Source organism: bacterium, assembly GCA_021372515.1.
Taxonomy (GTDB): domain Bacteria; phylum Gemmatimonadota; class Glassbacteria; order GWA2-58-10; family GWA2-58-10; genus JAJFUG01.
Window position 1 is genome coordinate 19948 of sequence record JAJFUG010000081.1, and the last position, 26588, is coordinate 46535.

A 26588-nucleotide genomic window follows, 5' to 3' on the forward strand; every position below is an offset into this window, starting at 1 on the left:
TTCCTCGCAGAACGTTCAAGGGTCTATTCGCGCATCGAGGCGGCCTCGGCCGCGCCAGCGGGCTTGCCGCCCGCCAGAAGGAACAGCACCGCCATGCGGATCGCCACGCCGTTGGTGACCTGCTTGAGGATCACCTGCTGCGGCCCGTCCGCCACGTCGCTGTCGATCTCCACGCCGCGGTTCATCGGCCCGGGGTGCAGGATCAGGATATCGTGCCCGGCGGCCCTGAGACGGCGGGTGGTCACGCCGTAAATGCGGTTGTACTCCTGGAGCGAGGGGAACATGTTCGACTGCATGCGCTCGAGCTGGATGCGCAGGACGTTGATCACATCGCACTCGGCCAGGACATCCTCCACCCGCGGGTAGACTTTGACCCCCAGCTCGCGGACATGGCCCGGCACCAGGGTCGGCGGGCCGCACACCCCCACCTCGGCCCCCATCTTGCGCAGGCCCCAGATGTTGGAGCGGGCCACCCGGCTGTGGGTGATGTCGCCGATGATCCCCACCTTGAGCCCGGCCAGGCGTCCGAACCGCTCACGCATGGTGAGCATGTCGAGCAGACCCTGGGTCGGGTGCTCATGCCAGCCGTCCCCGGCGTTGATCACGTTCGAGTCGATACGCTCGGACAGGAAACGCGGCGCGCCCGAGGCCCCGTGGCGGATCACCACCATGTCGATCTTCATCGCTTCGAGGTTGCGCGCAGTGTCGACCAGGGTCTCACCCTTGACCACGCTGCTCTGGGAGGTGGAGATGTTGATCGTATCGGCGCTGAGACGTTTCTCGGCGAACTCGAAGGAAGTGCGGGTGCGGGTGCTGGGTTCGAAGAAGAGGTTGACGATTGTCTTGCCACGCAGAACGGGGACTTTCTTGATCTGTCGCTCGCTGATTTCCTTGAAGGGCACGGCGGTGTCCAGGATCATCTGGATTTCTTCCGCCGTAAGTTCCTCCAGGCCTAAGAGATGCTTGCGGTTGAATAGCATGCAAGACCTTCTGCGGACAGGGTTGAAAGAAACGGCAACGGAAAACCAGGGCTTGCCTGACGGTCAAACCGGCCGGATCCAGACACCGTCGGCCCCGTCCACCTCCCTGACCTTGACCACCACCTCCTCGTTCTGCGCGGAGGCGACAGTCTTGCCGACAATGTCCGCCTGGATCGGCAGCTCGCGGTGTCCTCGGTCGACCAGCACGGCCAGTTGGATACGCGCCGGGCGGCCGAAATCCACCAGGGCGTCCAGGGCCGAGCGTACGGTGCGGCCGGTGAACAGAACATCATCCACCAGCACCACGTGCAGGCCGGTGATATCGCTGGGCAGGTCGGTGCTGCGCACCAGGGGTTGGACAGCCACATGACGGAGGTCATCGCGGTACAGGGTGATGTCCAGCTTTCCGGTGGGCACCCGCACCTCCTCGGCCTGCTGGATGCACTGGACCAGACGCTCGGCCAGGTTCACCCCGCGGGTCTGTATCCCGACCACCAGCAGCGACTCGGTGCCCTGGTTCTGCTCCACGATCTCATCGGCCATGCGTTTGAGCGTGCGCTCGATCATCTTGGCGTCGAGCACCAGCCTGTCTCTGGATGGGGAGTTCATCACGACCTCTGGCAAAAGCTTGAATGAAGCTTAACGTCCCGTATATCGCGCGGCTGCCGCTCACGAACAGCGGTTGCACCAACGGTTGAATGTACCGAGATTCAAAGCGCTTCGCAACATAAAACTGGGCATTCCCGAAAAGACCCTCCAGCGGGGCGTACTGCCCACCTCACCGGAAGGTCTTTTCGTCAGTTCAATTCCAGCGTTCGCAAAGCCGAGGCCACCGAACCCGCAGCAGCCTACTTCTTACCCGCGTCGCTCGCCTTGAGCGCCTCAGCCTCTTTGAACACCTCGACGCCCTTTTCCTTGTTGCCAACCTTCACGTAAGCCACGCCCAGGTTCTGCAGGGTCGGGTAATCGCGCTGGCAACCGTTCTTCATCATGCCCTCGATGGTCTCGATCACTTTCGGCCAGTTTTCGAGGTTGATATAGGTGTAATAGAGCTGGGTCGCGGCCTCGCAATCGTTAGGAGTTTCCTCCAGCACGCTGGTGTAAGCGCCCGCGGCCTTGTGCAGGAACTCGGCCGCCTTGTCCTTGGAGGCCTGGTCCTCTTTCTTGGACAGGCCCATGTAAATCTGGTAGTAGCAACTGGCGGCGTTGAAATAATCGGCGGCGCCCAACTCGGCCCCGGCATCGGAGAGCATGGTGTCGAAGATACGGGCGGCGGCTTCGAAATCCTGGCGGGTCATGTACAGGGTGACCAGGCGTTCCTTGATCTGAGAGTCATCCGGGTTGTTTTCCAGGCATTTTTCGTAAATCCCGATCGCCTCGTCTTCCTTGCCGGCGATCGTATAGGCCTGAGCCAGGTTCTTGATGAACGTTTCGTTGGTCGGATCGAGCTCCAGCGCTTTCTTGAACGAATCGATGGAACCCTCGTACAGGATCTTGGCGCTGTCCGGCTTCGGGGGCTGGGCCTCATCGAAGGCGCGTCCGCTCTCGAGCTGCGCCACACCCAGGTTGGCCCAGCTTTCCTTGCGGTCTGGATTGATCTTGTTGGCCAGGACATACTTGTCGATGGCGATGTCATAGCGCTTCTGCTGCAGCAGCGCCGAACCTTCCTTGACGAACGACGACCAGTGGAAGTCGCGCCACTTCTCGATCTCTTTCTTCAGTTCCTTGTCCGGATTGAGAGTGAGCGCCTTGCTGAAATTATCGCCCGCAGGGGCCCATTTGGCCGTGCCGGCATAGGCCCGGCCCAGGTAGTAGTACAGCTCGGGATCGTTCGGATACTCGGCTTTGCTGTCCTCAAGGACCTTTATCGCCTCATCGTACTTTTTGGCCTTGATTCTCACCTTTGCTCCGGTCACCACGGGGGAGGATGCCACTGTGAACATCCAGACCACGGCCAGCGACAGGACTACGATCAGCTTGCGCATTTTGTTATCCTTTCTTCCAGCGATTGTAATGATTCCGGGCTTTTGCAGGCCAGGTACATTCCCCCTAAAATAATCCCAGCCTGACATATTTCATCACATCCACAAGGAGAAATCTTCAGACCGTGGCAGCAAACCTGGCGGCAGTCACCGTCAGGTAAGACATTCCGCACAAAAGACATCCAAATGCCAAACCTGTAAACAATAAACTTAAAGATACTTTTCACCTTACTACCAGTCAAGGAAAAAGCTTTTCCACGGTCCCAGGCCGCCTTCTCGGCAATCTTCCGCTTCACTCATTCTGTTTGACCGCCCGGACTGGAATTTTCTTCAATTAATGCCGGCAGCCCCTTCTTCCGCGGACAGCGAACCGCTTACGTCGGTAAACCAGAGACCCTCCTCGCGCGTTTCTCCGACCCCCGGCGCGGGGTCGCGCGGCTTGCCACGGCTGTCCCAGACACCCGGCCTGAAACCCTGTCCCTCCAGGGTGACATAGATATCGGCCAGACCGGCCAGGGGGGCCGGTTCGGCGGCGGCTGCCACCACCACTGCCCCGCCGCGGCAGGCAGCCGCCAGGAAACGCAGCACCTCCCCACCGCTGACTCCATCCAGGCAGGCCAGGGGCTCATCGCAGAGCCAGAGCCCGGGACTGGCCGCAGCCTGGGAGGCCAGCAGCAGCAGGCGCCGCTCGGCTGAACTCAGCTCCCAGACCGAGCGCGGAAGAAGGCCGGCGAAAAATTCCCGCAACCACTGCGGAGGGGCAGCCTCTCGCTCGCCCGACTCGGAGACGGCGAAAGACAGCTCCTCCTCCACCGTGGCGCCGGCGAATATTTCCGCGCCCTGGGGAGGCAGGTAGGCGCGACGGAACCCGGCCGGGTCGACACGGCCCGACAGGGCACCCGCTTTCAACACGGCCCTGGAGGCTTTCCCGCTGTCCAGACCGGACAGGGAACGCAGCAGAGCGCTCCGCAGCGAGGCGCTCCCGCCGCAGAGCAGAGTAAACTTGCCTTCCGCTGCCGGAATCACTTCCGCGGAAATAGTACCGTTCCTGTCCACCGCCTCAGCCAGAAAAAACATACCTTTGTGCTCCAGCATCTCACCACCACCCTTTCCCGTTAGCCATCCACCCCTCTGTTGCAGATTCGGCCGACCGCAGTCCCCGAAACATTCCCTCGAAACGCACGAGCGCCACGAGTCGCTCTCCCAATTTTTTACGGTCCGTCGTTGAAGATACAGTCCCCGGAACCCCTCGCCTGTAATCCGGGCGGCTGGTCCTGAATACAATATAGTCATCCCCGGGTTTGAACAGTAAAGTCTTGCCGCGTTGGGTTTTTTGTCATGATTGTGTGCAGATGTCCAGAGGGCTTCGCTCTCAGATCCAACGTAACCGGCTCATCGAGTTCGTATTTGCAACCGAGAGCGCCCGGAAAAGCCCGGCCGCGACCCGGTGCGAGATGACCGGAGAGCCGAAATTATTCTTGACTTTTATAATTAGTCCGCTATCATATAATTAGCGTTTCTAACGCTATGTGTACTAAACGCCCAGTGCAAGGATGTTCCACTGATTGTATAATTCAGTCGGACCGTTGCGCCGTCGCGGGAAGGCGCCTGTTGTTCAATTTTGAGGAAAAGGTTATTCTTCAAATATTTCTGTTGCTACGCAGGAGGCGCTCTATGAGAGGGTTTGGCTCATTTTTATTCCTGTCGATCCTGCTGGCCTCGAGCCTGATGGCTCAGGATAAGGAACTTAAAGGAAGCTTCGGGGTGGTGATAGCCGAAAATTTCGTCAAATTCAACTACACCATCTCCTACCTGGGCGATTCGGCCCAGCCCGACAACCTGGCGTTCAGAATCAGCTTCGATGATACGAAGGGTTTCAATCTCGCCGGCGAGATCACCGAAGCCGAGACCCAGCTTAAAAACCTGAAAAACCAGTCCCTCCAGGGTAAAGTCCAGCGGGAAAGCGCCGCCAGCGCACTCCTGCTGTTCCCCAAAGACGCAAGTTTCGACCTCAAGGGCAAGACCAAGCTATATACCGAAATCAAAGGCTACAAGCTGAAGAAAGATTTCACTCTGTAAAACCGCTCCTGCCGCAGGGATAAGTTGTCAGTCCGAGACCGCCACCGGCAGATCAGCTGTCTTTGAAAGGGCTGGTCCTCGCTCAAGAGGTTCAGCCCTTTGCATATCCATTTGCCGTCGATCCACCGAGGACTTCCATGCCCGCACACCAGAGGATTCTTGTGGTGGAGGACGATCCGCTGGTACGGCAGAGTTTCGTGCGCCTGATCGCGGAGGAGCACTACGAGGTTCACAGCGCCGGAAGTTGCCGCGAGGGCCTGGTCATGATCAAGGAAAATCGCTTCGACCTGATCCTGACCGATATCCGCCTGGGCGATGACAACGGGCTGAAAATCCTGGCCCAGGCCAAGAAACTGGACCCCCGGGTGGTGGTGTTCATGATAACCGGGTTCAGCTCGATGGACAGTATGAAACGCGCCATGCGCAAGGGAGCCGAGGACTATATAGTCAAACCGGTCGACACCGAGCTGTTACTGATGAAAATCAAGAATGTGCTGGAGCGCCAGAGCGGCCGCAACCTTCCCGGCCAGGCCCCCGCCTGAATAGCCGGCTGGAGGAACTCCCCAGGTATTGTGCGGTTGGTCCGGTCACTCCACTACAGATATTGGATTCGGCGTACGGTTTCGCCCACTGTGGTTGATTTCAGACAGTGAGAGCGGAGACCCGCAGACAGGTGCTCAATTGGGATTCATGCACTTACATTTTCGTGTTCCCACGGCACAACTTCTGCATTACATTCTGTGGATATTAACCCATAATCTGGATGATTGAGCAGCAATTCCATACCTTTAACGAATTGCCGCCCGCGCTGTCGCCCCGTAACGGTGTGCGATTTCGCGCAGCGGGAGGAGAGCTTTCAGCAGAAATATGAGCGGATAGCAGGATGGACCCGGCCTTTCAGGGGCCGGCGGATTAAGCCGAAAAGGAACGTCTCGGGGAAAGTGGTCGAACCAGTCATTCCGCGACAATGCGGCTGGGCGCAGGCCGGCCCCGGATACTCAGCAGTGATTCACGGCCGTTCAATGTACAAATCGCTCTGACAGGAGAGAAAGACCGATGCGCAAGAGTTTGCTCGCAGTAGCCATGTGCGTGCTGTGCGCCGGAAGTCTGCTGGCGCAGGAAAAGGAAATGAAGGGCAGTTTCGGCGTGGTGATCGCCGAAAATTTCGTCAAGTTCAACTACACAATCACCTACCTGGGTGATGCATACCAGGGCAACAACCTGGCGTTCCGGCTCAATTTCGACGACACCAAGGGCTTCAATCTCGGCAGCGAGATCAACGAGTCGGAGACCCAGCTCCGGAATCTGAAAAACCAGACCCTGCCCGGCAAGGTGCAACGCGAGGGCGCCGGCAGCGCGGTCCTGATCTTCGCCAATGACGGCTCGTTCGACATGAAGAGCAAGACCAAGATCCAGACCGAGGTCAAGGGCGTCAAGCTGAAGAAGGATTTCGTGATCTGAGCGGCGGGCACAGGCCCGGACACTGCGCGGGAAGCGTCGAGGCCGGTTCTCCCAGGCGGAGGACCGGCCTTTTCATGCTCAGGCCCGCGGGTGGTAATCGCGGTGGACCTGGCGCAGGGTTTCGCCGCTCAGGTGGGTGTAGATCTGGGTGGTGGAGATGTCCACATGGCCCAGCATCTCCTGCACCGCGCGCAGGTCGGCCCCGCGCTCGATCAGGTGTGTGGCGAACGAGTGCCGCAGCACGTGGGGGTGCACCTTGCTCTCCACTCCGGCGAGGATCGCGTACTTGCGCAGGATTTTCCAGATACCCATCCGGGACAGGGGCGTGCCGCCGCGGTTTAGGAACACCCGTCCCTGGCCGCGCCCCTTGTCCAGAATCGGGCGCTCCCGCTCCAGATATTCCCTCAGCGCCCGGATCGCCGCCTCACCCACAGGCACAAGCCTCTCTTTCGAGCCTTTCCCGAACACCAGCACCACCTGGCGCTCCAGGTGGAGGTTCTGCAGCGGCAGGCCGGCGGCCTCCGAGACCCGCATCCCGGTGGCGTAGAGGCTCTCGATCAGGGCCGTGTCACGAAGGCCGCCCAGGGCGCCGCGATCCACCGCCCCGAGCAGGGCCATTATCTCCTCCAGCGACAGCACGTGCGGCAACCTTCGCCCCAGGCGTGGCAGCTCCAGGGTGTCGGTGGGGTCCCGGCCGACCACGCCCTCCCCGGCCAGGAAACGGAAATACAGACGGATCGAGCTGCTCTTGCGCGCCAGAGAGGTGGGGGCCAGCTCCAGTGCGGCCAGGCTGTTCAGGTACTCGGCCACGTGGCTGCGCTCCACCGCGCCGGGCGACTGGACGCCGCGCCGGGCCATCTCCTGCGCGAACGCTTCAACGTCCCGGCTGTAGGCGGCCTGGGAATTGTCGGCCAGGCTGCGCTCGAACAGCATGTAGTCCTCGAACTGCTCCAGGTGGTAACTCCGGCGCAGGCTGTCACGTTGACGTTCGGCCTCCTGCCGGCTCAGGTCAGGAACGGGTTCCACTTCCTCTCCTGTCCGATAGTGGTGTTCTGGGCGTGTCCGGGCAGCACCTGGGTCGGGTCGGGCAGCACCAGCAGCCCCTTGCGGATCGCCTTCACCAGGGTTTCGAGATTGCCGCCGGGAAGGTCGCAGCGGCCGATCGACCCGGCGAACAGGGCGTCCCCGGTGAACACTATCCCCTCGCCGTCGTACAGGCTCACCCCGCCCGGACTGTGGCCGTTGGTGAGGATCACCTCCAGCTCCACCCCGCCGAATTTCACTTTCTCACCCGGCGCCAGCAAGCCATCCGCCGGCGGGCTGACCACCGGCTCGCCATAAACCGAGGACATGTTGAGGACCGGGTCGCCCAGCAGCGGCAGCTCCGCCTCATGGATCAGGATCGGCACCCCGTACTCGTCCTTGATCGCCCCGTTGGCCCCGATATGGTCGCCATGGCCGTGGGTGTTCAGGATATAGCGCATTTTTAGGTCTCGCTTGCGCACGGCCTCGATTATCCGCTCCGGGTCGGCCCCCGGGTCGACAACGGCCGCCTCGCGCGTGGCCTCGTCCCAGGCCAGGAAACAGTTCGACTGCAAATCCCCCACCGGAATCTTAAGCGTCCTGAGCATCCTGTTCTCCGTTCTCCGTCTCTCCGTTCAGCAATTCGAGCACCCCGGCGGCCAGTTCGGCCGAGATGCCTTTCACCTCCATCAACTGCTCCACGCTGGCCTTGCCCACCGCCTCGGCCGAGCCGAAAGCCACGATCAGCGCCCGGCTGCGCGCCTTGCCGATCCCGGGGGCCTCTTCCAGGCGCGTGGCCAGGGTCTCGCGCGTGCGCACCACGCGGTGGTAGCCCACGGCAAAGCGGTGGGCCTCATCCCGCAGGTGCTGGAGCATGCGCAGCGCCTCGCTGCGGCGCGAGAGCACGTAGGGGTCGCTCTCGCCGGGCAGGAAAACCTCCTCCTCGCGCTTGGCCAGGCCGATCAAGGGCGGGATGTTCTCCAGCCCCGCCTTGCGTACTGTCTCCAGGGCCGCACCCAGTTGTCCCTTGCCCCCGTCGATCACCACCAGGGTGGGCGGTTCGATCTCTCCGGCGGCCACCCGGGCGAAATATCGCCCCACCGCCTCCTGCAGCATGGCGAAATCGTCCTGTCCCTCGACGCTGCGGATACGGAAACGACGGTAGCCGCTCTTGGCCGGCTGGCCGTTGCGGAAACAGCTCATCGCGGCCACGGCATAGGCCCCCTGGATGGTAGAGACATCGAAGCAGACCATCAGCCGGGGCAGGCGCGGCAGGCGCAGGGTTTTCTGCAGGGTGAGCAGGGCCTCGGGCACCCGCTGACGGGCCTTGGCGCGCTGGAGCACCAGCTCCTCCAGCAACAGGTGGCTGTTGCGTTCGGCCATGGCGGTGAGGGCGGCTTTCTCGCCGCGCTCGGGCACGCGGACATGCACCCGGCGGCCGGCGCTTTCGCTCAGCACCTGCTCGATGATCTCGCGCTCCGGCGCCTCGGAGGCCAGGAACACCTCGGGCGGGTACTCGCGGTCGCTGAAATATTTCTGGGTTATGAAAGCGGCGAGCACGGCCTCGGTGGATTCGCCCAGACGGTTCTGCAGATAATGGTGCTCCCGTCCGATCAGCTTGCCGTCGCGCACCTTGAGCACCACCCCGCAACCGTCCACACCGTCCACGGCCACGGCCAGGATGTCACGGTCGGCGCCGCCGGGCGAGTGCATTTTCTGGCGCTGGCTCATCTTGCGCACCGCGGCGAGCTGGTCGCGCCAACGGGCCGCGCTCTCGAAATCCAGGCTCTCGCTGGCCCGCTGCATCCGCTCCTCAAGGCGCTTCTCGATCCCTGCGGTGCGGCCCTCCAGGAACAGCAACATCTCGTCGATCATCGCCCGGTAGTCGGCCTCCGAGATATGCCCGTGACAGGGCCCCGAGCAGCGGCCCAGGTGGAAATTCAGGCATTCGCGCGCCCCGCGCCGGTGGGGAAGCGGCCAGCGGCAAGAACGGATCGGGAAAATCTTGCGCAGGGATTCCAGCGTGGTGCGCAGCGCCCCGGCATCCGTGTAGGGCCCGAAATAGCGCCCCCCGTCCCGCTCGAAACGCCGGGTGACAAAGGCGCGCGGGAACATTTCGTTCACTGTGACCTTGAGGTACGGGTAGCGCTTGTCATCCTTGAGGCTCACGTTGTAGCGCGGGTGGTGCTCCTTGATCAGGTTGCTCTCCAGAACCAGGGCCTCGACCTCGCTGTCGGTGACGATGTAGTCCAGGTCATCCACCCGGGCCACCATCGCCGCGGTGCGCGGGTTCTCGATCCGGCCGTGGAAATAGCTGCGCACCCGGTTGGTGAGCAGCTTGGCCTTGCCCACGTAGATTATCCGGCCCTCGCCGTCACGCATCAGGTAGACCCCCGGACGGGCGGGCAGAGTGGCCAGCTTGGCTTCGACTTTGGGTTTCAACGCAACTCCGGTGAATCCAACAGTCTCGACGACATTCAGAACAAACCGGATGCTACACACACACACAGACCGATGGTTTGTCTTTTGCAGGGGCGGACCCATGTGTCCGCCCGGTCGCACACCCGGGTGCGGCCCTGCATAAATAAAAGGCCACCGGCCATACGCTGACGTGGCAACACGTCCGGGACCATCCTGTAATATGCAAGTTCAGGCTGCGCGGCACAACAGGTGCGGAAAGGCTCGGGGGCAGAGGAGCGGCTCTGTCTCAGGGGGCGCCCAGGTGGAGCAGGCGCTCGCGCACCCGGGCGTTGATCTCCGGGCTGCCGCCGCCGTTGTTCAGGAAAGAGCGGTACTCCTCGATGGCGCGGTCGAGGCGGCCGGTCTCATCGTAGAGCAAGGCCAGGTTGTAGTGCGCCGCGCCGTAAGTCGGGTCGAGGGCGATGGCGCGCTGGAAAGCCTGTTCCGCCTCCCCGCTGCGGCTTGTCTTGCGGTAGACCAGCCCCAGGTTGTTGTAGGAGTCCTGGCTGGAGGGCTCCAACTGCACCGCCCGCTCCAGTTCGCTCCGGGCCTGCTCGTACTGCCCGCTGCGGTAGTAGGCCAGACCCAGATTGTTGTGCGCCTTGCTGTAGCGCGGGTCGATGAGCAGGGCTTTCTGCAGCACGGACACGGCCTTGCCGTATTCGCCCACCTGGTTGTACAGCACGCCCATGTTGCTGAAGGCCTCGGCGTTGTAGGGCGAGATGTCGATCACTTTCTGGTATTGGTCAAGCGCGGACTGGATGTCGCCGTTGCGCTGGAAATAGACCGCCATGTTGAAATGGTAGATGTCCGGCCGTATCTCGGCGGTCGCCTCCCGGTCGCGCGGGACTATCTCGCCGCGCGGCGCGGCGGTGGTCGGGGTCTCGGTTGTCTCTCCGGGGCCCTGGGCCACGGTCTCGGCCAGCGGGGGCTGCTCCGCCGGAGCGGGCAGGTTGCCGGTCGGTGGACCGGGGGGCAGGCTCACGGGCGCCGTGGCGCCGGCGGGATAGCTCTTTTGCTCCCCGGCGGGCCTGATCCGCGCCACATGTTCCCGGGCCGGTGTTTCCGCGGCGGTCTCGGCCGTCTCGGCGGGCGCGGCCTCGCTCCCGGCGGCTTCGGCCGCAGCCGTGGCCGTGCTGTCGGTGGGCTGGACGGCTTGCGCGGAATCCGCTGCGGAGTCGTTCGGGGCGGCGGCCTCGGGCGCGGGAGCCGGCGCGGGGGCGCTCTCCTGCCGCAGCGGGGCGGAGGACACGCTCATCCCGCCCTGGCTCAGGCCGGGCAGATAGACCTTGTTCACATAGTAAAGCGCGCCTGCGGCCAGCCCCAGCACAAAAACTACCAGCACCGGGATACGCCAGCTCCAGAGCTTGCGCGGGGCTTTCGGTTTGGCGGCCGGCTTGGCTGCGGCTTTGGCGTAGTCCGGGGCTGCCGCCTGGGCGGCGACCGGCTTGGTGGGACGCGGCGCGGTCGTGGCCGGGGCGGGCGCGGCGGTGGCGATCACGGATGCGGCCTGCAGCGCGGCGGCGGTTCGGGGCGCGGCGGTCTGAGTCAGCGGGATCGCCCGCGGGGCGGCCGCGGCCTGGGTGGCGGTGGCAACCGGGGCGGCCTTGACTGCCGGCTCGCCGCCCTCCTTTTTCAGGTCGAACGGTGGCAGGCCCTCCACCGGTTTCACCCCGATGCGCTGCGCTTTCTTGAGTGCGTCGGCTATGATGCTCATCGGACACTCCAGGGCGCGAAGGGCGCTGTCATCTGGCGGTTTTCCACAGGCCGGTCCTTTCCACCAGTTCGCCGTGCAGCCCGGATTCCTCCAGACGGTCGGCCAGGAAAGCAGCCTGGGCTTTCTCCTCGAACGCTCCGGCGTACAGACGGTAGACCGCGGGGGTGCTCCCGTGCAGCTCGAAAGCGTACGAGGGGATGCTGAAACGGCTGAGATAGTCCTGACGGTCCTTTTCCGCGCCGGCCTGGCTGTCGTAATCACCAAGCTTGAAAGCCAACGGCGTCTGCACGATCCGGGCGCTGCCGGACGAGACTGTCCCCTGCTCCACCAGACGCATCAGCTCGGAGCGCGCGGCGTCGGCATCCGGGTAGCCGCCCAGGAACAGGCGGTACCAGCGGCCGCCCAACTGCACCAGGTGCAGCGGCACCACGTACATCTGCCCGCTCAGCCCCTGCTCGGTCAAAAGGCGCATCTGGTCCAGCCCGTCATCCAGGCTCTGGAACGCGCCGAGCTGGATGGAATAGGAAAGCTGCACCGCCGCATCGGTCGCCTGGCCCTGTCCCGCCTGGGCGGAGGCGGCCTCGGTCGCCGCAGCGGTCTGGCTCTGGGCCGGTGCTGCACTCTGCGCGGCCGGCTCCCTGGCCTGCGGCGCGGTCTTCTCCTGACCGGCCGCGGAGGGTTTGGACGCCGCGGGGGTATTTTTCTGCATATAGAAACGGTAGCCGAAAGCCGCGGCCAGTAGCAGGGTCAGCAGGACCAGCGCGGCGACGATGATTTTTCGCATCCCACCCGAGCCGCTTGCCTTCTTGCGCTCCCAGGGCTGTTTCACGGCCTCCTCGGGCGTCTCCTCCATCTCGAACACCGGCGCGCCCTGACGGGGCGAGGTCGCGGCAGCCGGGGCCGCAGCCACGTGGTTCACCACCGCGGGCGTCTCATCCGGGCTGCTGATCGAGCGGACTATCTCGGCCTCCTCATCCAGGTTGCTCTCCAGGGAGCGGCGGCAGCGCTCGACCAGCTCACGGTCCACCCGCCGGGTCTGGTCCACGTAGGCCCCCAGCATCGAGCGCTCGCTGATGACGTTGATCAGGCGCGGCACGCCGCGGCTGTAATCGTAGATCGCCCCGTAGGCGTCATCCCCGAAAGTGACCGCCGCGTTGGAGCCGGCCACGAACAAGCGGTGCTCCACGTAGCGCTTGGTCTCCTCGACTGTCATGGGCTTGATCTGGTAACGCACCGAGATGCGCTGGTTGAGCTGGCGCAGGGCGGGGCCCTCCAGCTTACGCTTGAGTTCGAGCTGTCCGACAAGCACGATCTGGAGCAGTTTCTGGCGCGGGGTTTCGAGGTTCGATAGGATGCGTATCTGCTCCAGCACAGGGGACGAGAGGTTCTGGGCCTCATCGATGATGAGCACGGCGTTGCCGCCCTGGCTGGCGCGCTCCAGGAGCCAGGCGTTGAGCCGGTCGATCAGCTCTTTCTTGGAGGGCTGCACCGCCGGTTTTTCGACTTTGCTCAGGATGTCCTGCAGGACTTTGTTCGCCGGGAGCATGGGGTTCAGCTCCAGGGCGGTCTGGGTCTCGGGATCGAGGGTCTCGTACAGGCGGCGGTACTCCTCCTGACGGGCCTCGGGGGCATGGGGCGAGGGCAGGATGCCGAAATCCTGCAGGATCGCCTCCAGCAACTCGGTCTCGCTGAGCAGCGGGTTGAGGATCAGCGCGCTGGCCGAGCCGGGATCGAGCTTTTCGAGCAGCTCGCGGCAGATCGTGGTCTTGCCGGTGCCGATGTCCCCGACGATGAGGATGAACCCCTCACGCTCCCGGATGCCGTAGAGCATGTGGTCCAGCGCCTGACGGTGGCTTTCACTCAGGAACAGGAACCGTGGGTCCGGGGTCAGGGAAAACGGTTTTTCTTTCAGTCCGAAGAAATCAAGGTACATACTGGCAGTCCCGGTCTGTCCAGCGCTTCAGTCAACTGCCGCCGTCCGCGGCGCGAGGAGCATTCTCAGCGGCGGAACTGGCCCTCGCCGAACTCGTAACGCTTGACCAGCTCGCGGTAATGGTTGATCTGCTGCTGCGAGCTGATCTGTTCGGTCGGACGGCTGTAATTTATGTAGGGTGTGAGCATTATCACAAGCTCGATCTTATCCCTCTTCTTTTCCACCTGCTTGAACAGATTGCCGAACAGCGGCACTTTCGACAGCCCCGGCACCTCGCGCTTGTCATCGTTCTCGCGCTCCTGGATCAGGCCGGCCAGGACCACGGTCTGGCCGTGACGGACCTTGGCCACGGTGTCCAGCTCGCGCACATCCGTGACAGGGCTGGAACTCAGCCCGTCCGGGCTGACCGCCACCGAGGCGATGGTGGTGATCGAGGGCCGGATGGACATGATGATCAGGCCGTCATCGCTGATCTGCGGGGTTAGGTTCAGCACCACGCCCGTGGGCTGCTGGATGGGCACGTAATTGACTGTCGGCTGAGTGGCCGGACTGGTGGCCGTGGCCTGCAGTCCCGGAGTTTCCTGGCGCTGGAAGAAAGTCTCGTTGCGCGCCACCCGGATCACGGCGGGCTGGTTGTTCAGGGTGCTCACCTGCGGGCTCTGCAGCACGTTCACCGTGCCGTGCTGGCTGATCGCCGACATGATCGCGCTGATGTTCTTGTTGGACACACCGATCTGGAACTCGCCGTTGCCCGGATCGAGCGACTGGCTGGCGGCCGCGCCGCCGGTCAGGGCGCCCTTGAGGTTGGACAGGTTGGTCAGGTCCGGGATCACCGACCAGTCCAGGCCGGCGCTGAAATTCTCGCTCAGGTTGATCTCGACGAATCGCGCCTCGATCAGCACCTGACGCTGCAGGCTGCTCTCGATGGCCTGGATGAAATTCTCCGCCTCCGCCATCACCTCGTCGTTGGCCGTGATCTGCACCACACCGGAGTTGGGGTCGACCACCAGACGGTGGCCGGTGGTGGCATCCACTCCCGAGAAATTGCCCTGCGGAGTCAAGGCCGGCGTGGTCTGCTGGCCCTGGCCCAGCACAATCGCCTGCAGGCCGTTGCGGATGTCCTCCCACAAGTTGACCGTGTTCTGGGTCTGCAGCGTGGTGGTGCTCTGCGGGATCAACCCGCCGGCCGCCGCGCCGCCCTGGCCGGTCAGGGTCATGGTCCCGGTGATCTGGCGCGCCGTGTTCAGGTAGTTCAGGTTGAACACCTTGGTGCGCAGCCCGGCGGCGTCCACGAACAGGAAATTGTCCTCCAGGCGGTACTTGAAATTCTTGCGCGGCAGCACAATGTCCAGGAACTTGAAGAAAGTCACGCCCTTGAGGTTCAGGTTCAGCGTATCCTGGACCTTGGGATCGAGCACAAGGTTGAGCCCCAGCTGGTCGCACATGGTCTGAAGGACCGTGCCCAGCTCCACGCCCGGCAGGTCGAGGTCGAACACATGCTCGGCCTTGTTGAAACTGTAGTCGGGATGCTTTTCCTGCTCCACCTGCGGGACGGATATCTCGGGCAGGCCCTGGGCGTCCGGCTCATCCTGCAGGCTTATCCGGTTGACCGGCTGGCTGACCTCGGGCACTGCGGGCGCCGCGCGACGCTCCGAGCGCAACTGACGGTGGCAGGAGGCGGAGACAAGGACCATCAACACTGCGGGGACAAGCAAAATCACTCTGAAGGCGCGGGCCGCGACTGCACCGTGCACTCTCATCGTTCCTCCCGGGTAGATTGCTCCAAAAAGGCATTATTTTCCGCGAACAACAAGGGCAAGGCGGATAAGCCCGCTGTCCGTACACAGAATAAGAGCAAAAATCGCACCATGCACCCCGGACAGCCAGATGGAGCCTTTCGCAGGTTGGATTGGAACTTTTTTCCCAGGGACGGAGGCAATTCTTACCTCGCACTCATTCTGGGGTGTAATAGCATTTCAGGTTCAGGCTCACCGTGACATGCGGCATCCCGCGGGTGATATCCAGCGAGGTGACCTCCACCAGACGGTCGAGCGCGCGGATGTCGCGCAGGAACTCCAGCAGGGCGCCGAACCCGCACTGGAAAGTGAGCTTGAGGTCGAAACTGCTGTGCGCGATCCCGCCCTCCTCACTCACGGCCGGGGCGGCCCCTCCGGCCAGCTCGACCAGCTCCCGCTGGAAATCGATCAGCGAGTCCTTTTCCACCAGACGGGACAGATCGCTGTATAGCGAGGTGATCTCCATCCCCTTGGGCATCCGGCGCTGGATCAGCAGCCCCAGCGTGTCCCACTGGGCGCGCTCCGAGTCGGTGGGCTCCTCGAACGAGCTGAGCTGCATGGCGATCGACTCGATCTGTTGACGGGTGGCCAGGGGCTTGTTCCTGTACTCGGAGATCTTGGCCATCTCCGGGCGGTACAGGCCGAACCAGACCACGGCGAAAAAAGCCAGCACGCCGAGCGGCAGCAGAACCTTGTTCAGAACGCTCTTCAGGTTCACGGCCCCACCCCCACCTGCAGCTCACCCTCGATCTGAAACGCCAGGACATAGACATTGTTCTCGTAGGCGCCGTTGATTTTCGGCTCCTTGAGCGAGACGAACAGCCCGCAGCCCTGCAGGCGCTGGTACAGAAGGTTGAGCTGGGTATCGGTCTCGGCGATCGAGGCGCTTTTCACCTGGCCGGCGACCGAGGCCAGGGGCTTGCCCGAGGTGTCATCCACCTTTACGTTCAGCAGACAGGCCTTGTCCGGCAGATAGTTGCTCAGGGCGTAGAGCAGAAGGACATCCGGGGAGGCGGACGATTCGAAGCGCGCCAGAAACGCACGCCGCACCGCGGCCAGGTCGCGCGACTGCTTGATCTCGCCGATCCGGTCCAGGCTGCGGGTCAGTTCGGCCAACTGGTGCTCCTGGTCGCTCTGGCGGATCGCATCCTCCAACTCGGTGCGCGTGTCCCGGATCATCAGGTAGCCCACGCTCATGCCCACAAAAACGACCACCGCCGCGGCTATGCCAAGGGTGCGGCGCAGGCGCGCCTGACGGCGCGACTGGTAGGCCGGGGGCACGAAATTGAGCTTGGCCTCTTTCTGGCCCTGAAGCGCCGCCCCGAGGGGCAGGGCCAGCGAGGGGAAAATGCGCTCCAGCTTTTCGGCGCGCTCGCCCAGGTGGCTGTACTGGAAACCCATCGAGGGCAGGTAGGTGCAGGACTCGATCCCGATGTTCTTGCCGATCGAGCCGGCGATCTCATCCAGGTTGAACGCCTCGCCGCTCAGGACGATCAGGCTCACCCCTTCCCCGCGGAATCGCTGCTTGAAATACAGCAGGGAGCGGTTGACCTCGATCAGGAGACGTTCCTGGTCGGCCATGTAGCGCGCGCTGGCGAACTGGCGCTTCGCCTGGAGCGAGGCCTGCCCCTGGTTCTCGCTCTCGTTCTTGGTCAGCACCGACTGGAACTCGCGGGAGAAGACCCAGGTGCCGCGGTTGGAAATGACCAGGAAACTGCGGTCGCGCTCCAGGTGCACCATGGCGGCGATTATTTTCGTGCTTTTCTCGCCGTAGGCGCCGAACGCCGAGATGAGCGACAGCGGCACGGTGCTGATGAGCTGGGTCTCCAGCTCGCAGTTCTCCATCAGCCCGATGATGCGGCCCACGTTCTCGCGCGGCACCACGCCGATCAGCACATCGGACTTGCGCCCGGCGCGTCGCGCGCCGCGGTCGAGCCAGAAATCGGAGGCAATGTCCCGGCTGCCCGCCTCCGGCACTATTTTCTTGACCTCGCGCCGCACCAGGGCTTCCATCTCGTTGCGGTTGAGCGCCGGCAGCGAAACCTGGCGGTGCTCGACCCCGGTGTCGTAGACCATGGCGTTCACGGTGGTGGCGGTGATGTTCTTTTCGTGCATCAGCCCGAGGATCTGGTCCGTGGCCTCCTGCACGTTGTCCATCAGCGGGTCGATGGCCGAGAAATTGATGATGCGCGGCGGGTTGGTCCCGCGGTCGATCTCGATTATACGCATGATCGAGGGCGTGACCTGCAAGCCGATCACGTTGCGGCCGCCGGGACGGGCCAGCCCCAGCCGCTGGAGGATCGCCGCGGGAGTGTATTTGGCCTTGCGCCTGGGGCCTTTCTTTCCGGTCTGTCCAGCCATCTTCGCCTGCATGTCCGAAGTTGAAGTCCGACTTGTTCTCAAGCTGTCACGTGACTGCGATCAGGGCGCCTTGCGTATCCGGATAACCGGCTGCCGGGCGCTGGTATCCTGGGCCGTGGCATTCAGCGGAATCCGCCGGGTGCTCCCGTTTCCGGATTCCAGTGTCATCGTGTTCATATCCAGCCCGACCACCTTTTCCTCCCCGATCCGGTCCCCCACCCCGTAATAGCGCCCCTCGATCAGCGCCATGAACTTGCCGGTCACGTTGTCCTGGATCACACCCTTGACCGGGATTTCAGGCGGGGGCGGCCCCTCGTCGACCACGACCGGTGCGGCGTCCGGCAGGGCCGGCTCCAGCAATTCGCCGTGGGCCAGGGCCTTCTCCTCATCCAGAGTGAGGAAAGGGTTGCGGGCCAGGCTGGACGGGACATTCAGCGCCACCGGCGCACCGGGGGCCGCAGCCGTTGCGGCGGGCGGCCCGCCGGCGGGGGCGGCCGTGGCTGCCGCGGCCTGCTCGGCCTGAAACTCCTGCTCCACTTTGGAGGGCTGGCGCACCACTTCCAGGTTGACCGGCGGCGCGGCGTGCTGCTTGAAATAGTTCAACCAGTTCCAGGCGCCGCCGGCAAGCCCGGCCAGGGCCACCACCGCCAATATGATATGCTTCTTCTGCAAACCACCCCCGTCAGAACAGCCCGTTGATATGGAAACTGGTCGTATCCGCGCCGCCGCCCGGGTTGGTGATATAAATCAGACGGTCCACCCCCAGCAGGCTGAACCCGACATCCACCCGGACCCGGATGCTGGTCGCGCTCTGGAACTGGGTCTGGTCGACCGAAAGCGGCGAGCCGCTGGTCGTGGCCGTGAACCCGCTGACAAAGTTGCTGCCGGTGAACTGGATCCAGACATTGTTGTTGCCGGTGTTGGCGCTGACCGGGTTGATCGAGGCGATATTCGGCTTGACCGCCAGCAGGGTGAACGCCGACTCGGCGAACTTGTTGTCCGGGTTGGTGACCCGTACGGTGCCGGCTCCGGTGGAGGCGCTGCCCGAAACATTGACTGTGACATTGATCTGCGAGGAGCTCACGAATGTCTTGTTGGTGATCGAGATCCCCGGGTTGGAGAAAGTCACGTTGGTGTTGCTCAGGAGATTCTGCCCCGTGATCGTGATCAGCAGGCCCGAGGTTCCCTGGTTGGCCATGGCTGGCGAGACCAGCGTGATCTGCGGAGACGGGTTGCCGGAGGAGGTCAGGACCTCGAACTTGTTGTAGCCCGAGCCGTACAGGCTGTTCGGGTTGGTCACAGTCACGTTGCGGTAGCCGGTGGGGGCCGAGGCGGCGATGGTGACGCGCACCGTGAGCTGCGTGGCGCCGACGAAAGTGGCCGGCACTGTCAGCACGGTGATGCCGGTGCCGCTGAACGCCACTGTGGCCCCGTCCGCGAAATACGCCCCGTCGATCGTGATCAGCTTGTTGGTCTCGCCCTGACGGCCGAAGCTGGGCGTGATATCGTTGACTATGGGCGTTGACATTTCGCCGGCCGCGCCGCCGTTGATCGCCGGGTTGAGCGAGTCGGGGTCGATGGCGTTGGGCGTGCCGTCGCCGTCGATGTCCGGGTCCAGGCTGTTCGGGACCCCGTCACCGTCCTGGTCCTCCAGACGGTCCGGGACCCCGTTGGCGTTGAGGTCCGTATCGGTGCGGCTCAGATAGTCGGCATCCTGCAGACTTACACTGATCGTGGTCTTGGAGCCGGGAAGGATCGTCACCAGCTCCTTGGCCGTGCTGGCCGGATCGATAATCGCCTTGGTGGCGTTGACCGTGAGAACGTGGACCCCCTGGTGGATCGAGTCCACCTTGAAGATCATGTCCGTGGCGTTGAAAGGCAAGGTCATCACCGCTGGGGCGCCGTTGTTGGCGTACGAGAGGGTGGCGTTGACCTGTTCGAAAGTGGCGTCCTGGATCAACCGTCCGTTGATGAACACCTGAACGTCCAACTCACCCTTGTACTTGCTGATGGGGTTTTCCGGGTAGTTGATGTCATCTCCGGTCCCGTTGTTATTCGTCCGGTTGGGTCCGAAACTACGCACGCGGATGGGGCTTTTGTCGAAAGCATAAGGCTTTCCGTAGGGGTCTTTCACGGTCACGGAGCCCCCGAGCGACAGATAGGGTCCGTTCCAGGCCGTGCCCTGGCCGGCCCCGTTGATAAGCTGAGGAATCGAATCCGGCAGGCGGCCGACATCGCCCACAAACCCGAAATAATTCTCCTGCGGCTTGCCCATGGCGGCCTCGTAAATCGCTTGGAGGTCTCCCACCACCCTCTTGTAGCGCGCCTCCTCGATCTGGTGGTATGCCACCGGGACCACGGCCGCGGCCAGGATCGCCATGATCGTGATCGCGACGATCACTTCGATCAGGCTGAAACCACGGTCTGTATGCAATCGTATCCGTTTCATATGCACCGCCCCCGAGTTGTCGGGTTCAGCTCTGGCCCAGTTGCTGCAGCGACAGCATGGGCAGGAGAATGGCAAGGACGACAAACAGTATCACCACACCCAGAACCAGGATTACGCCGCTCTCCAGCACTGTGGTCAGTCTCTTGACCGCCTGCGGCACTTCGCGGTCATAATAGTCCGCCACTTTCTGCAGCGTCTCCTCCAGGTTTCCGGTGGTCTCGCCGATCGTGACCATCCGCACGACCATGGACGGGAACTGGCCGCTTTCGCGCAGCGCCCCGGCGATAGTCTGGCCGGTGCCGACCTGGATACGGGCGCGGCGTATGACCTCGGCCAGCACGGCGTTTCCCACCACACGCTCGACCACTTCCAGGGCCCCCATGATGTTGACCCCGGCGCCGAAAAGAGTGGCCAGGTAATGCGAGAACCGGCTGAGCGCGATCCGCCGGACCAGCTCGCCGAACACCGGAATCCTCAGCTTGATCCGGTCCAGGACCAACCGTCCGCCCGGTGTCTTGTTGGCCGCGCGCAGGCCGACTATGGTCCCCACCACCGCCGCGATCAACAGCCACCAGAAATTCTGGAAAAACGCGCTGAGCGCGATTACGATGCGGGTGGGCAGGGGCAGTGGAATGTTGAAGCTGTCGAAAATGCCCAGGAAACGCGGGAGGATGAAAGTGAACAGCGCGGTGACCAGACCGCCGACGAAAGTCATGACAATTATCGGATAGGTGCTGGCCTGCTTGATCGTGCCGATAAGCTCGCTCTGCCATTCCAGGAAACGGACTATTTCCTTGAGCACCTCGTCCAGGCGGCCGGTGGTTTCGCCGCTCTTTAGGATCGAAACGTACAGCTCGCTGAAAATGTCGGGGTACTGGGCGAAAGCGTCCGAGATGCTGAACCCGTCCTGGATCGATTGGCGGATGCCGCGGACCACCTCGCGGAAACGGGGGTTCTCGGTCTCCTCGATCATGTCGTCCAGGCCCTGCAGGATCGGCACACCGGCGCCGATCACCGTGGCCAGGTGCACGGTGAACGAGATCAGGTCCTGACGTTTGACTTTGGCCCGCACGATCCGGCGTGAACCGGATTCGGAACGTCCGCCGGAGGAGGCTTTTTTCCCACCACTTTTGGACTCGCGGGCCGTGATGAGGATCAGGTTGCTCTTGTCGAGCTGGTTTTCCAGATCGCCTTCATCCTCGGCGGTCAGTGTCCCCTTGACCGTCTTGCCCGCGTCGTCCGTGGCTTTGTAATCGAAAACCGGCATGGCTCGCTCTCCGCAGGCTCATATACCCGACTTGCGTTCGGAAGCTTCTAAGCCCCGCTTCCTGGGGCCAGCCTGCATAGCGGCAGGCCCCTGTGCTTGCCATATTCGATTCGGGCGGCCACAGGGGGCCGCCCCTACGGTGTTATCTCCCACGCCCCGGCCAAAAGAATTACATCCCGGCGTAGGTCACCCGCAGGACTTCCTCGATACTGGTCTGGCCGCCCACGGCCTTGATCAGGGCGTCGTGCATCAGGGTGGTCATCCCTTCCTCGATCGCGGCGGTCTTGATCTCGGGGCCGTCCGCCCGGCGCAGCACCAGCTTCTCGATCCGTGGGCTGACCGTGAGCACCTCGTAGATCGCGCAACGTCCGCTGTAGCCGGTGCCGTTGCAGGCTTCGCAGCCCTCGCCCTTGTAGAACTTATACTTGCGGCCCTTCTCGTTCAGACCCAACTTGCGCAGGTCATCATCCGAGGGCTCGCACTCTTTCTTGCACGAGAGGCAGATCTTGCGGATCAGGCGCTGGGCCAGCACACAGTTGACCGAGCTGGAGACAAGGAACGATTCGATGCCCATTTCAACCAGACGGGGGAAGGCACCGGCCGAGTCGTTGGTGTGCAGGGTGCTGAACACCAGGTGGCCGGTCATGGCGGCCTGCATGGCAATCTCGGCCGTCTCCTGGTCACGTATCTCGCCCACCAGGATCACGTCCGGGTCCTGGCGCAGGATCGCGCGCATGCCCGCGGCGTAGGTGAACCCGGCGCGGGTGTTGATCTGGGCCTGGCGCACCAGGGTCATCTCGTACTCGACCGGGTCCTCCAGGGTGACGATCTTGCGCTCGGAGTTGTTCAGGAAACTCAGGGCCGAATACAGGGTGGTGGTCTTGCCGCTTCCGGTGGGCCCGGTGACCAGGATGATGCCGTTGGGACGGGTGATGGAGCGCTTGAATATCTCCAGGTTCTTCGGGGTGAACCCCAGGCGCTCCAGGCCAAGGATGACCTTGCTCTTGTCCAGAAGGCGCAGGACCACGTTCTCGCCGTTGATTGTCGGCAGGGTGGACACGCGCAGGTCCACCTGCTTGCGACCCATGTGGAACCGGATTCGCCCGTCCTGGGGAAGGCGGCTCTCGGCGATGTTCATGTTGCTCATGACCTTGAGCCGGGCGATCACCCCGGCCTGCAGCGACTTGGGCAGCGAGGGCCCCTGCTGCAGAATGCCGTCGATCCGGAACCGTGTGCGGATCGTGTTCTCATCCGGCTCGATGTGTATGTCCGTGGCCCCGCCGCGGGCGCCCTTGATCAATATCTGGTCCACGATCTTCACCACCGGTGACTCCTCGGTGGAGGCCTGGCGCTCATCCGCGCCGCTGCGCTCGGCGGCCAGGGAGAGCTGCTCGATCACGTCATCCTCGCTGACCTCGCCCTCGTAGAACCGCTCGATGGCGGAGAGGATATCGCTTTCGGTGGCCTGGACCGCCTCGATGAACTTGCCGGTGCGGCTCTGCAACTGGTCGATCATCATCACGTCCAGCGTGTTGTCCATCGCCACCAGCAGGGTGTCATCCTTGAGTGAGACCGGCACCAGCTTGTTGCTCTTGGCAAACTCCTTGTCGATCAGGCGGATCGCGCTGTCATCCCCACGGCGGCGTCCCAGTTCGAGAAGCTTGACTCCGGCCTGGCCCGCCACCACCTGGGCGACATCCTCCTCCTTGCAGAAACCGAGATTGACCAGCACCTCGCCCAGGCGCTTGCCCGTGCGGTTCTGCTCTTTCACTCCCAGTTCGAGCTGGTCGCGGGTGATCACCGCCGCGTTCACCAGCGCCTGTCCCAGCGGCTGTGCCGACTGAATCGCCATCCGACAGCTCCCGAGTGCCCGCAGTTGCAGGGAGGGCGGCGGTCCCGCCCGCGATCCACTGCGGTCTTGCGGTTATGATCCGCGACAATTCAATAAGAAAAAATTATGAATAGTTTCCATACCATAAAAATAGCGAAAAGACCCGGTCGCATAATAATACCACCCGTCGTAAGCTCTGGCAAGTTCAAAGTTGTCGGGATTTCCGGGCGGGATTTGACAGCCGTTGCCGCGGCGGGTATTCTGGAACGTTTATTGCTATATCTGCGCCGTATCGAACCACATAACAGGCAGTCACGAACCGTAACGATAACCCGGAACGGAAAGCGGTATTCAGCCTATGGAAACACCCCGTCTGAGTGTGGTCATCCCGATGTACAACGAGGGCGAAAACGTGCGCCGCACCGTGGCCGCCGTGATCGCGGAACTCGAGCCCGCGGGAATCGGCTTCGAGCTGGTGTGCGTGGATGACGGGTCCACGGACGACACGCTGGGCATGATCCTGGAGCTGGCCGCCTCCGACAGCCGGGTCCGGGCAGCCGGCCATCCGGTCAACCGCGGGCGGGGCGCGGCTCTGCGCGCCGGTTACGCCGCCTCTGCGGGCGAATATATCGTGGCGATCGACGCCGACCTGAGCTACCACCCGCGGCAGATAATGCAGCTCGTACGCCGCCTGGAGGAACCGGATGCGCCGGACATCGTGCTGGCCAGCCCCTACATGCCGGGCGGCCGCACCGAGGGCGTGGCGCCGCTGCGGCTTTTTATCAGCCGGGCGGCCAACGTGATCCTGCGTCAGGCCATGGGACGGCGCTACTGGACCATGACCAGCGTGTTCCGCGCCTACAGGCGAAGGGTTTTCGAGTGCATCGAACTCTACAGCGAGGGCAAGGACATCCACCTGGAAACCGTGGCCAAGGCCGAGGCAGCGGGCCTGAGGATAGTCGAGTCGCCGGCCGTGCTGACCAGCCGCAAGCGCGGCAAGAGCAAGCTCAAGTTCCGCGTCACCGCGCTCAGCCACCTGATGTTCTCGTTCTACGAGCGGCCGATCCTGCTGTTCGGCGTGGCCGGCCTGGTCCTTATCCTGGCCGCGGCGGGAATAGCCGGGTATCTTTTCCACCTCTGGCTGATCGCGCGGCTGAACCCCACCCGCCCGATTGTCTGGCTGAGCGTGATCCTCCTGCTGGCCGGCATCCAGATCGCCGGGTTCGCGTTCGTGAGCACCCAGGTGAGCATGCTGCGGCGCGAGCTGTTCCGCACCCAGAAAGAAATCCTCCTGCTGCGGCGCGGCGACGCCCGGAAATGAGCCCCGCATGCCCGGCCCGGTCTGTGTCATAACCAACGCCTACCCCGACCTGCCCGGCTCCTACCACGGCTCTTTCATCCGCCGCACGGTGGAGGACCTGGCAGTGCGCGGCTGGCGCTCGTACGTGCTGGCCCCGCGTATCTACCGCGAAAGCCCCCCGCGCGAGAGCTTCCCAACTCACGACATCCGGCGGTTCCCGTTCCTCTCGGCGCAAAAGCTCCTTATCGAATACGAACGCACCCCGTACCTGCGCGTGGCCTCCCTTGTCACTTCGGGAACAGCGGCATCTGTCAGCGAAATTCTGCGCCACGGCTGCGGCCTGATCCACGCGCATTGGGCGTTCCCGGCCGGGCTTGTGGGCCTGGCCGCGGCGCGTGTGACCGGAAGGCCCCTCATTCTCACGGTCCATGGCTCGGACCAGCGTCTTGCCGCCGAGCGCGGCGGTGTTGCGGCGCAAATATTCCGCACTGTCGCCCGCGGAGCCGCGCGGGTGCAAAGTGTCTCCGGCCCGATCACGGATTACCTTCTCTCCATCGGCGTGCCGGCCGGGCGTATCCTCACCCGCCCGCTGGGGGTGGATGAGTCCGTGTTCAACGCCTCCGTGCAACCGGACAAGGACTCGGCGGACTCTTTCGGCATCCTCAGCACGCGCAGCCTGTTGCCGCTCTACCGGGTGGAGGACCTGGTGCGGGCCGCCGCGCGCCTGCGCGAAAATATCCCGAGACTGCACCTGGTCCTGGCCGGGGAGGGCCCCGAGCGCGGTTCTCTTGAATCCCTGGGCGCGGAGCTGGGCCTGGGCGACAGGCTGACTTTCACCGGACGGCTCACCCCACCCGAGCTGGCGCGCCAGTTGGCCGCCTGCCGGGTGTACGTGAGCACCAGCCCGGCCGACGGCACGAGTGTATCTCTTCTCGAAGCCCTGGCCCTGGGTTGCCTGCCCGTAGTGGCCGACATTCCCTCCAACCGCGATTGGGTGAGTCTCGGCGTGAACGGCCTTCTGTTCCCGCCCGGGGACATAGACTCCCTGGCGGAGTGCATTCTGCAGGCCAGCCGTGACAGCGCTCTGGCCGCCCGGGCACGGAGCGAGGGACCCAGGCTTGTGGCCGCGCGTGGCCTCTGGCGCGGGCAGATCGAGACGTTGGATTCGCTCTACAGCGAGTTGTGGCGGGGGTGAAAAAAAATGGAAGGGCTTGCGGCAAAGTGAAGCCTGTGCAACACCGTTTGGCGCCTGTCGTAGGGGCGAGGCCTGCCTCGCATAGAAAAGAATTCGGTCACGGTGCACTGTGACCCTACGCGAAAGACAAAAGGCGAATCCCCCAAAGGGGACCCGAGAGGGATTTATCTCTTGAACCGCCGACGCACGGCCAGCAAAAGCAGGGCGAACTGCGAGGAAAACACCAGCACGGCCGCCACTTTCCATATTTCTGTCAACAGGCCGTACGGCTCGTAGCGCATGCTGCGCTGGAAAGGCAGGATTGAGAGCGTGAAACGCAGAGCTTCTTTGAAGTCCACCCAAGAAGGCAGCCCCCAGCCCCAATTGTAGTTCACTGGTTTTTCCCCCACCACCTCGAACCCGGACATAAGGAAGATGCCGGAGAAAGCCAGGAACATGCAAAGCAGCACCCAGAACGCCTGCCAATAGCTTGTGCCGTAATTATTGAGGATGCGGTACAGGTTATACTCGTTGCACCATTCGCGGAGCTTACGCCAGAAAGGAGACTTGACCTTTTCACCTTTCTGTTTTCTGCGGCACTCCATTTCACCGATGTGGAACTGTTCTGCGGAGGGGAAATCTCTTTTTCTTTCGTAGTTGATAACTAACTGGCTATAGTTTTCGGCGATCTTGGTATAGTCTATTTCCTCTTTTGGTGCATTAGTTTCAGCGCTTTCAGAGTTTTTATACTCGTCATAAAGTGCCAATTTTCTTT

At 63.1% G+C, this 26588-nt stretch carries 22 protein-coding genes; 5 read left to right on the forward strand and 17 right to left on the reverse strand.

The features are described 5' to 3' along the window. Nucleotides 1-23: 23 nt before the first annotated feature. From LLH00_08395 to LLH00_08410, 4 genes are all read right to left on the reverse strand, one after another. Nucleotides 24-980, reverse strand: a complete 957-nt coding sequence (locus LLH00_08395; protein MCE5271291.1) for an aspartate carbamoyltransferase catalytic subunit — start codon at nt 978-980, stop codon at nt 24-26. Nucleotides 981-1043: 63 nt separating this feature from the next. Beyond that, a complete protein-coding gene (gene pyrR / locus LLH00_08400; protein ID MCE5271292.1) occupies nt 1044-1589 on the reverse strand; it encodes a bifunctional pyr operon transcriptional regulator/uracil phosphoribosyltransferase PyrR in 546 nt (181 codons plus the stop codon). Between the two features lie 239 nt (nt 1590-1828). Then, nucleotides 1829-2965, reverse strand: coding sequence for a tetratricopeptide repeat protein (locus LLH00_08405; GenBank protein ID MCE5271293.1), 1137 nt, complete (start codon nt 2963-2965; stop codon nt 1829-1831). 327 nt (nt 2966-3292) lie between these two features. Then, nucleotides 3293-4039, reverse strand: coding sequence for a hypothetical protein (locus tag LLH00_08410; protein MCE5271294.1), 747 nt, complete (start codon nt 4037-4039; stop codon nt 3293-3295). Between the two features lie 597 nt (nt 4040-4636). Between LLH00_08410 and LLH00_08415 the strand changes: the two genes are divergently transcribed. The 3 genes from LLH00_08415 to LLH00_08425 all read left to right on the forward strand — a co-directional run bounded on the left by LLH00_08415 (nt 4637) and on the right by LLH00_08425 (nt 6502). After that, complete coding sequence (locus LLH00_08415) at nt 4637-5041, forward strand: hypothetical protein (protein ID MCE5271295.1); 405 nt, start codon at nt 4637-4639, stop codon at nt 5039-5041. Nucleotides 5042-5178: 137 nt separating this feature from the next. Further along, on the forward strand, nt 5179-5583 hold the full coding sequence (locus tag LLH00_08420; protein ID MCE5271296.1) for a response regulator: 405 nt from the start codon (nt 5179-5181) through the stop codon (nt 5581-5583). Nucleotides 5584-6097: 514 nt separating this feature from the next. Continuing rightward, nucleotides 6098-6502, forward strand: a complete 405-nt coding sequence (locus tag LLH00_08425) for a hypothetical protein (protein ID MCE5271297.1) — start codon at nt 6098-6100, stop codon at nt 6500-6502. A 78-nt stretch (nt 6503-6580) separates the two neighbouring features. On the opposite strand, the gene xerD is transcribed toward LLH00_08425, so the two are convergent. The 12 genes from xerD to LLH00_08485 form a co-directional block, all read right to left on the reverse strand. Continuing rightward, complete coding sequence (xerD, locus tag LLH00_08430; protein ID MCE5271298.1) at nt 6581-7528, reverse strand: site-specific tyrosine recombinase XerD; 948 nt, start codon at nt 7526-7528, stop codon at nt 6581-6583. Beyond that, nucleotides 7507-8133 carry an MBL fold metallo-hydrolase gene (locus tag LLH00_08435; GenBank protein ID MCE5271299.1) on the reverse strand — a complete coding sequence of 209 codons (627 nt, stop codon included), beginning with the start codon at nt 8131-8133 and terminating at the stop codon, nt 7507-7509. The genes xerD and LLH00_08435 overlap by 22 nt, the downstream gene beginning before the upstream one ends. Next, nucleotides 8117-9967: an excinuclease ABC subunit UvrC gene (gene uvrC, locus LLH00_08440; protein MCE5271300.1), complete on the reverse strand. Its 1851-nt coding sequence runs from the start codon at nt 9965-9967 to the stop codon at nt 8117-8119. Before uvrC ends, LLH00_08435 begins: the two co-directional genes overlap by 17 nt. A gap of 265 nt (nt 9968-10232) precedes the next feature. Then, the gene (locus LLH00_08445; GenBank protein MCE5271301.1) at nt 10233-11702 is read right to left on the reverse strand and encodes a tetratricopeptide repeat protein; all 1470 of its coding nucleotides are present in this window, start codon (nt 11700-11702) and stop codon (nt 10233-10235) included. Nucleotides 11703-11730: 28 nt separating this feature from the next. Then, nucleotides 11731-13635: an AAA family ATPase gene (locus tag LLH00_08450; GenBank protein ID MCE5271302.1), complete on the reverse strand. Its 1905-nt coding sequence runs from the start codon at nt 13633-13635 to the stop codon at nt 11731-11733. A gap of 65 nt (nt 13636-13700) precedes the next feature. Continuing rightward, nucleotides 13701-15395 (reverse strand): hypothetical protein, encoded by a 1695-nt coding sequence (locus LLH00_08455; GenBank protein ID MCE5271303.1) that lies wholly within the window; start codon nt 15393-15395, stop codon nt 13701-13703. Nucleotides 15396-15588: 193 nt separating this feature from the next. Further along, nucleotides 15589-16149: a hypothetical protein gene (locus LLH00_08460; protein MCE5271304.1), complete on the reverse strand. Its 561-nt coding sequence runs from the start codon at nt 16147-16149 to the stop codon at nt 15589-15591. Continuing rightward, nucleotides 16146-17792: a pilus assembly protein PilM gene (gene pilM, locus LLH00_08465; GenBank protein MCE5271305.1), complete on the reverse strand. Its 1647-nt coding sequence runs from the start codon at nt 17790-17792 to the stop codon at nt 16146-16148. Before pilM ends, LLH00_08460 begins: the two co-directional genes overlap by 4 nt. A gap of 60 nt (nt 17793-17852) precedes the next feature. Then, nucleotides 17853-18464, reverse strand: coding sequence for a hypothetical protein (locus tag LLH00_08470; GenBank protein MCE5271306.1), 612 nt, complete (start codon nt 18462-18464; stop codon nt 17853-17855). 10 nt (nt 18465-18474) lie between these two features. Then, a complete protein-coding gene (locus tag LLH00_08475) occupies nt 18475-20241 on the reverse strand; it encodes a prepilin-type N-terminal cleavage/methylation domain-containing protein (GenBank protein MCE5271307.1) in 1767 nt (588 codons plus the stop codon). A gap of 25 nt (nt 20242-20266) precedes the next feature. Then, nucleotides 20267-21508 (reverse strand): type II secretion system F family protein, encoded by a 1242-nt coding sequence (locus LLH00_08480; protein ID MCE5271308.1) that lies wholly within the window; start codon nt 21506-21508, stop codon nt 20267-20269. A 169-nt stretch (nt 21509-21677) separates the two neighbouring features. Further along, a complete protein-coding gene (locus LLH00_08485; protein ID MCE5271309.1) occupies nt 21678-23360 on the reverse strand; it encodes a GspE/PulE family protein in 1683 nt (560 codons plus the stop codon). A 337-nt stretch (nt 23361-23697) separates the two neighbouring features. Here LLH00_08485 and LLH00_08490 point away from each other — a divergent pair, with 337 nt between their 5' ends. Next, on the forward strand, nt 23698-24660 hold the full coding sequence (locus LLH00_08490) for a glycosyltransferase (GenBank protein ID MCE5271310.1): 963 nt from the start codon (nt 23698-23700) through the stop codon (nt 24658-24660). Nucleotides 24661-24667: 7 nt separating this feature from the next. Continuing rightward, nucleotides 24668-25834, forward strand: a complete 1167-nt coding sequence (locus LLH00_08495) for a glycosyltransferase (protein ID MCE5271311.1) — start codon at nt 24668-24670, stop codon at nt 25832-25834. A 164-nt stretch (nt 25835-25998) separates the two neighbouring features. On the opposite strand, the gene LLH00_08500 is transcribed toward LLH00_08495, so the two are convergent. Continuing rightward, on the reverse strand, nt 25999-26588 hold a 590-nt coding region (locus tag LLH00_08500; protein ID MCE5271312.1), incomplete at its 5' end, for a hypothetical protein.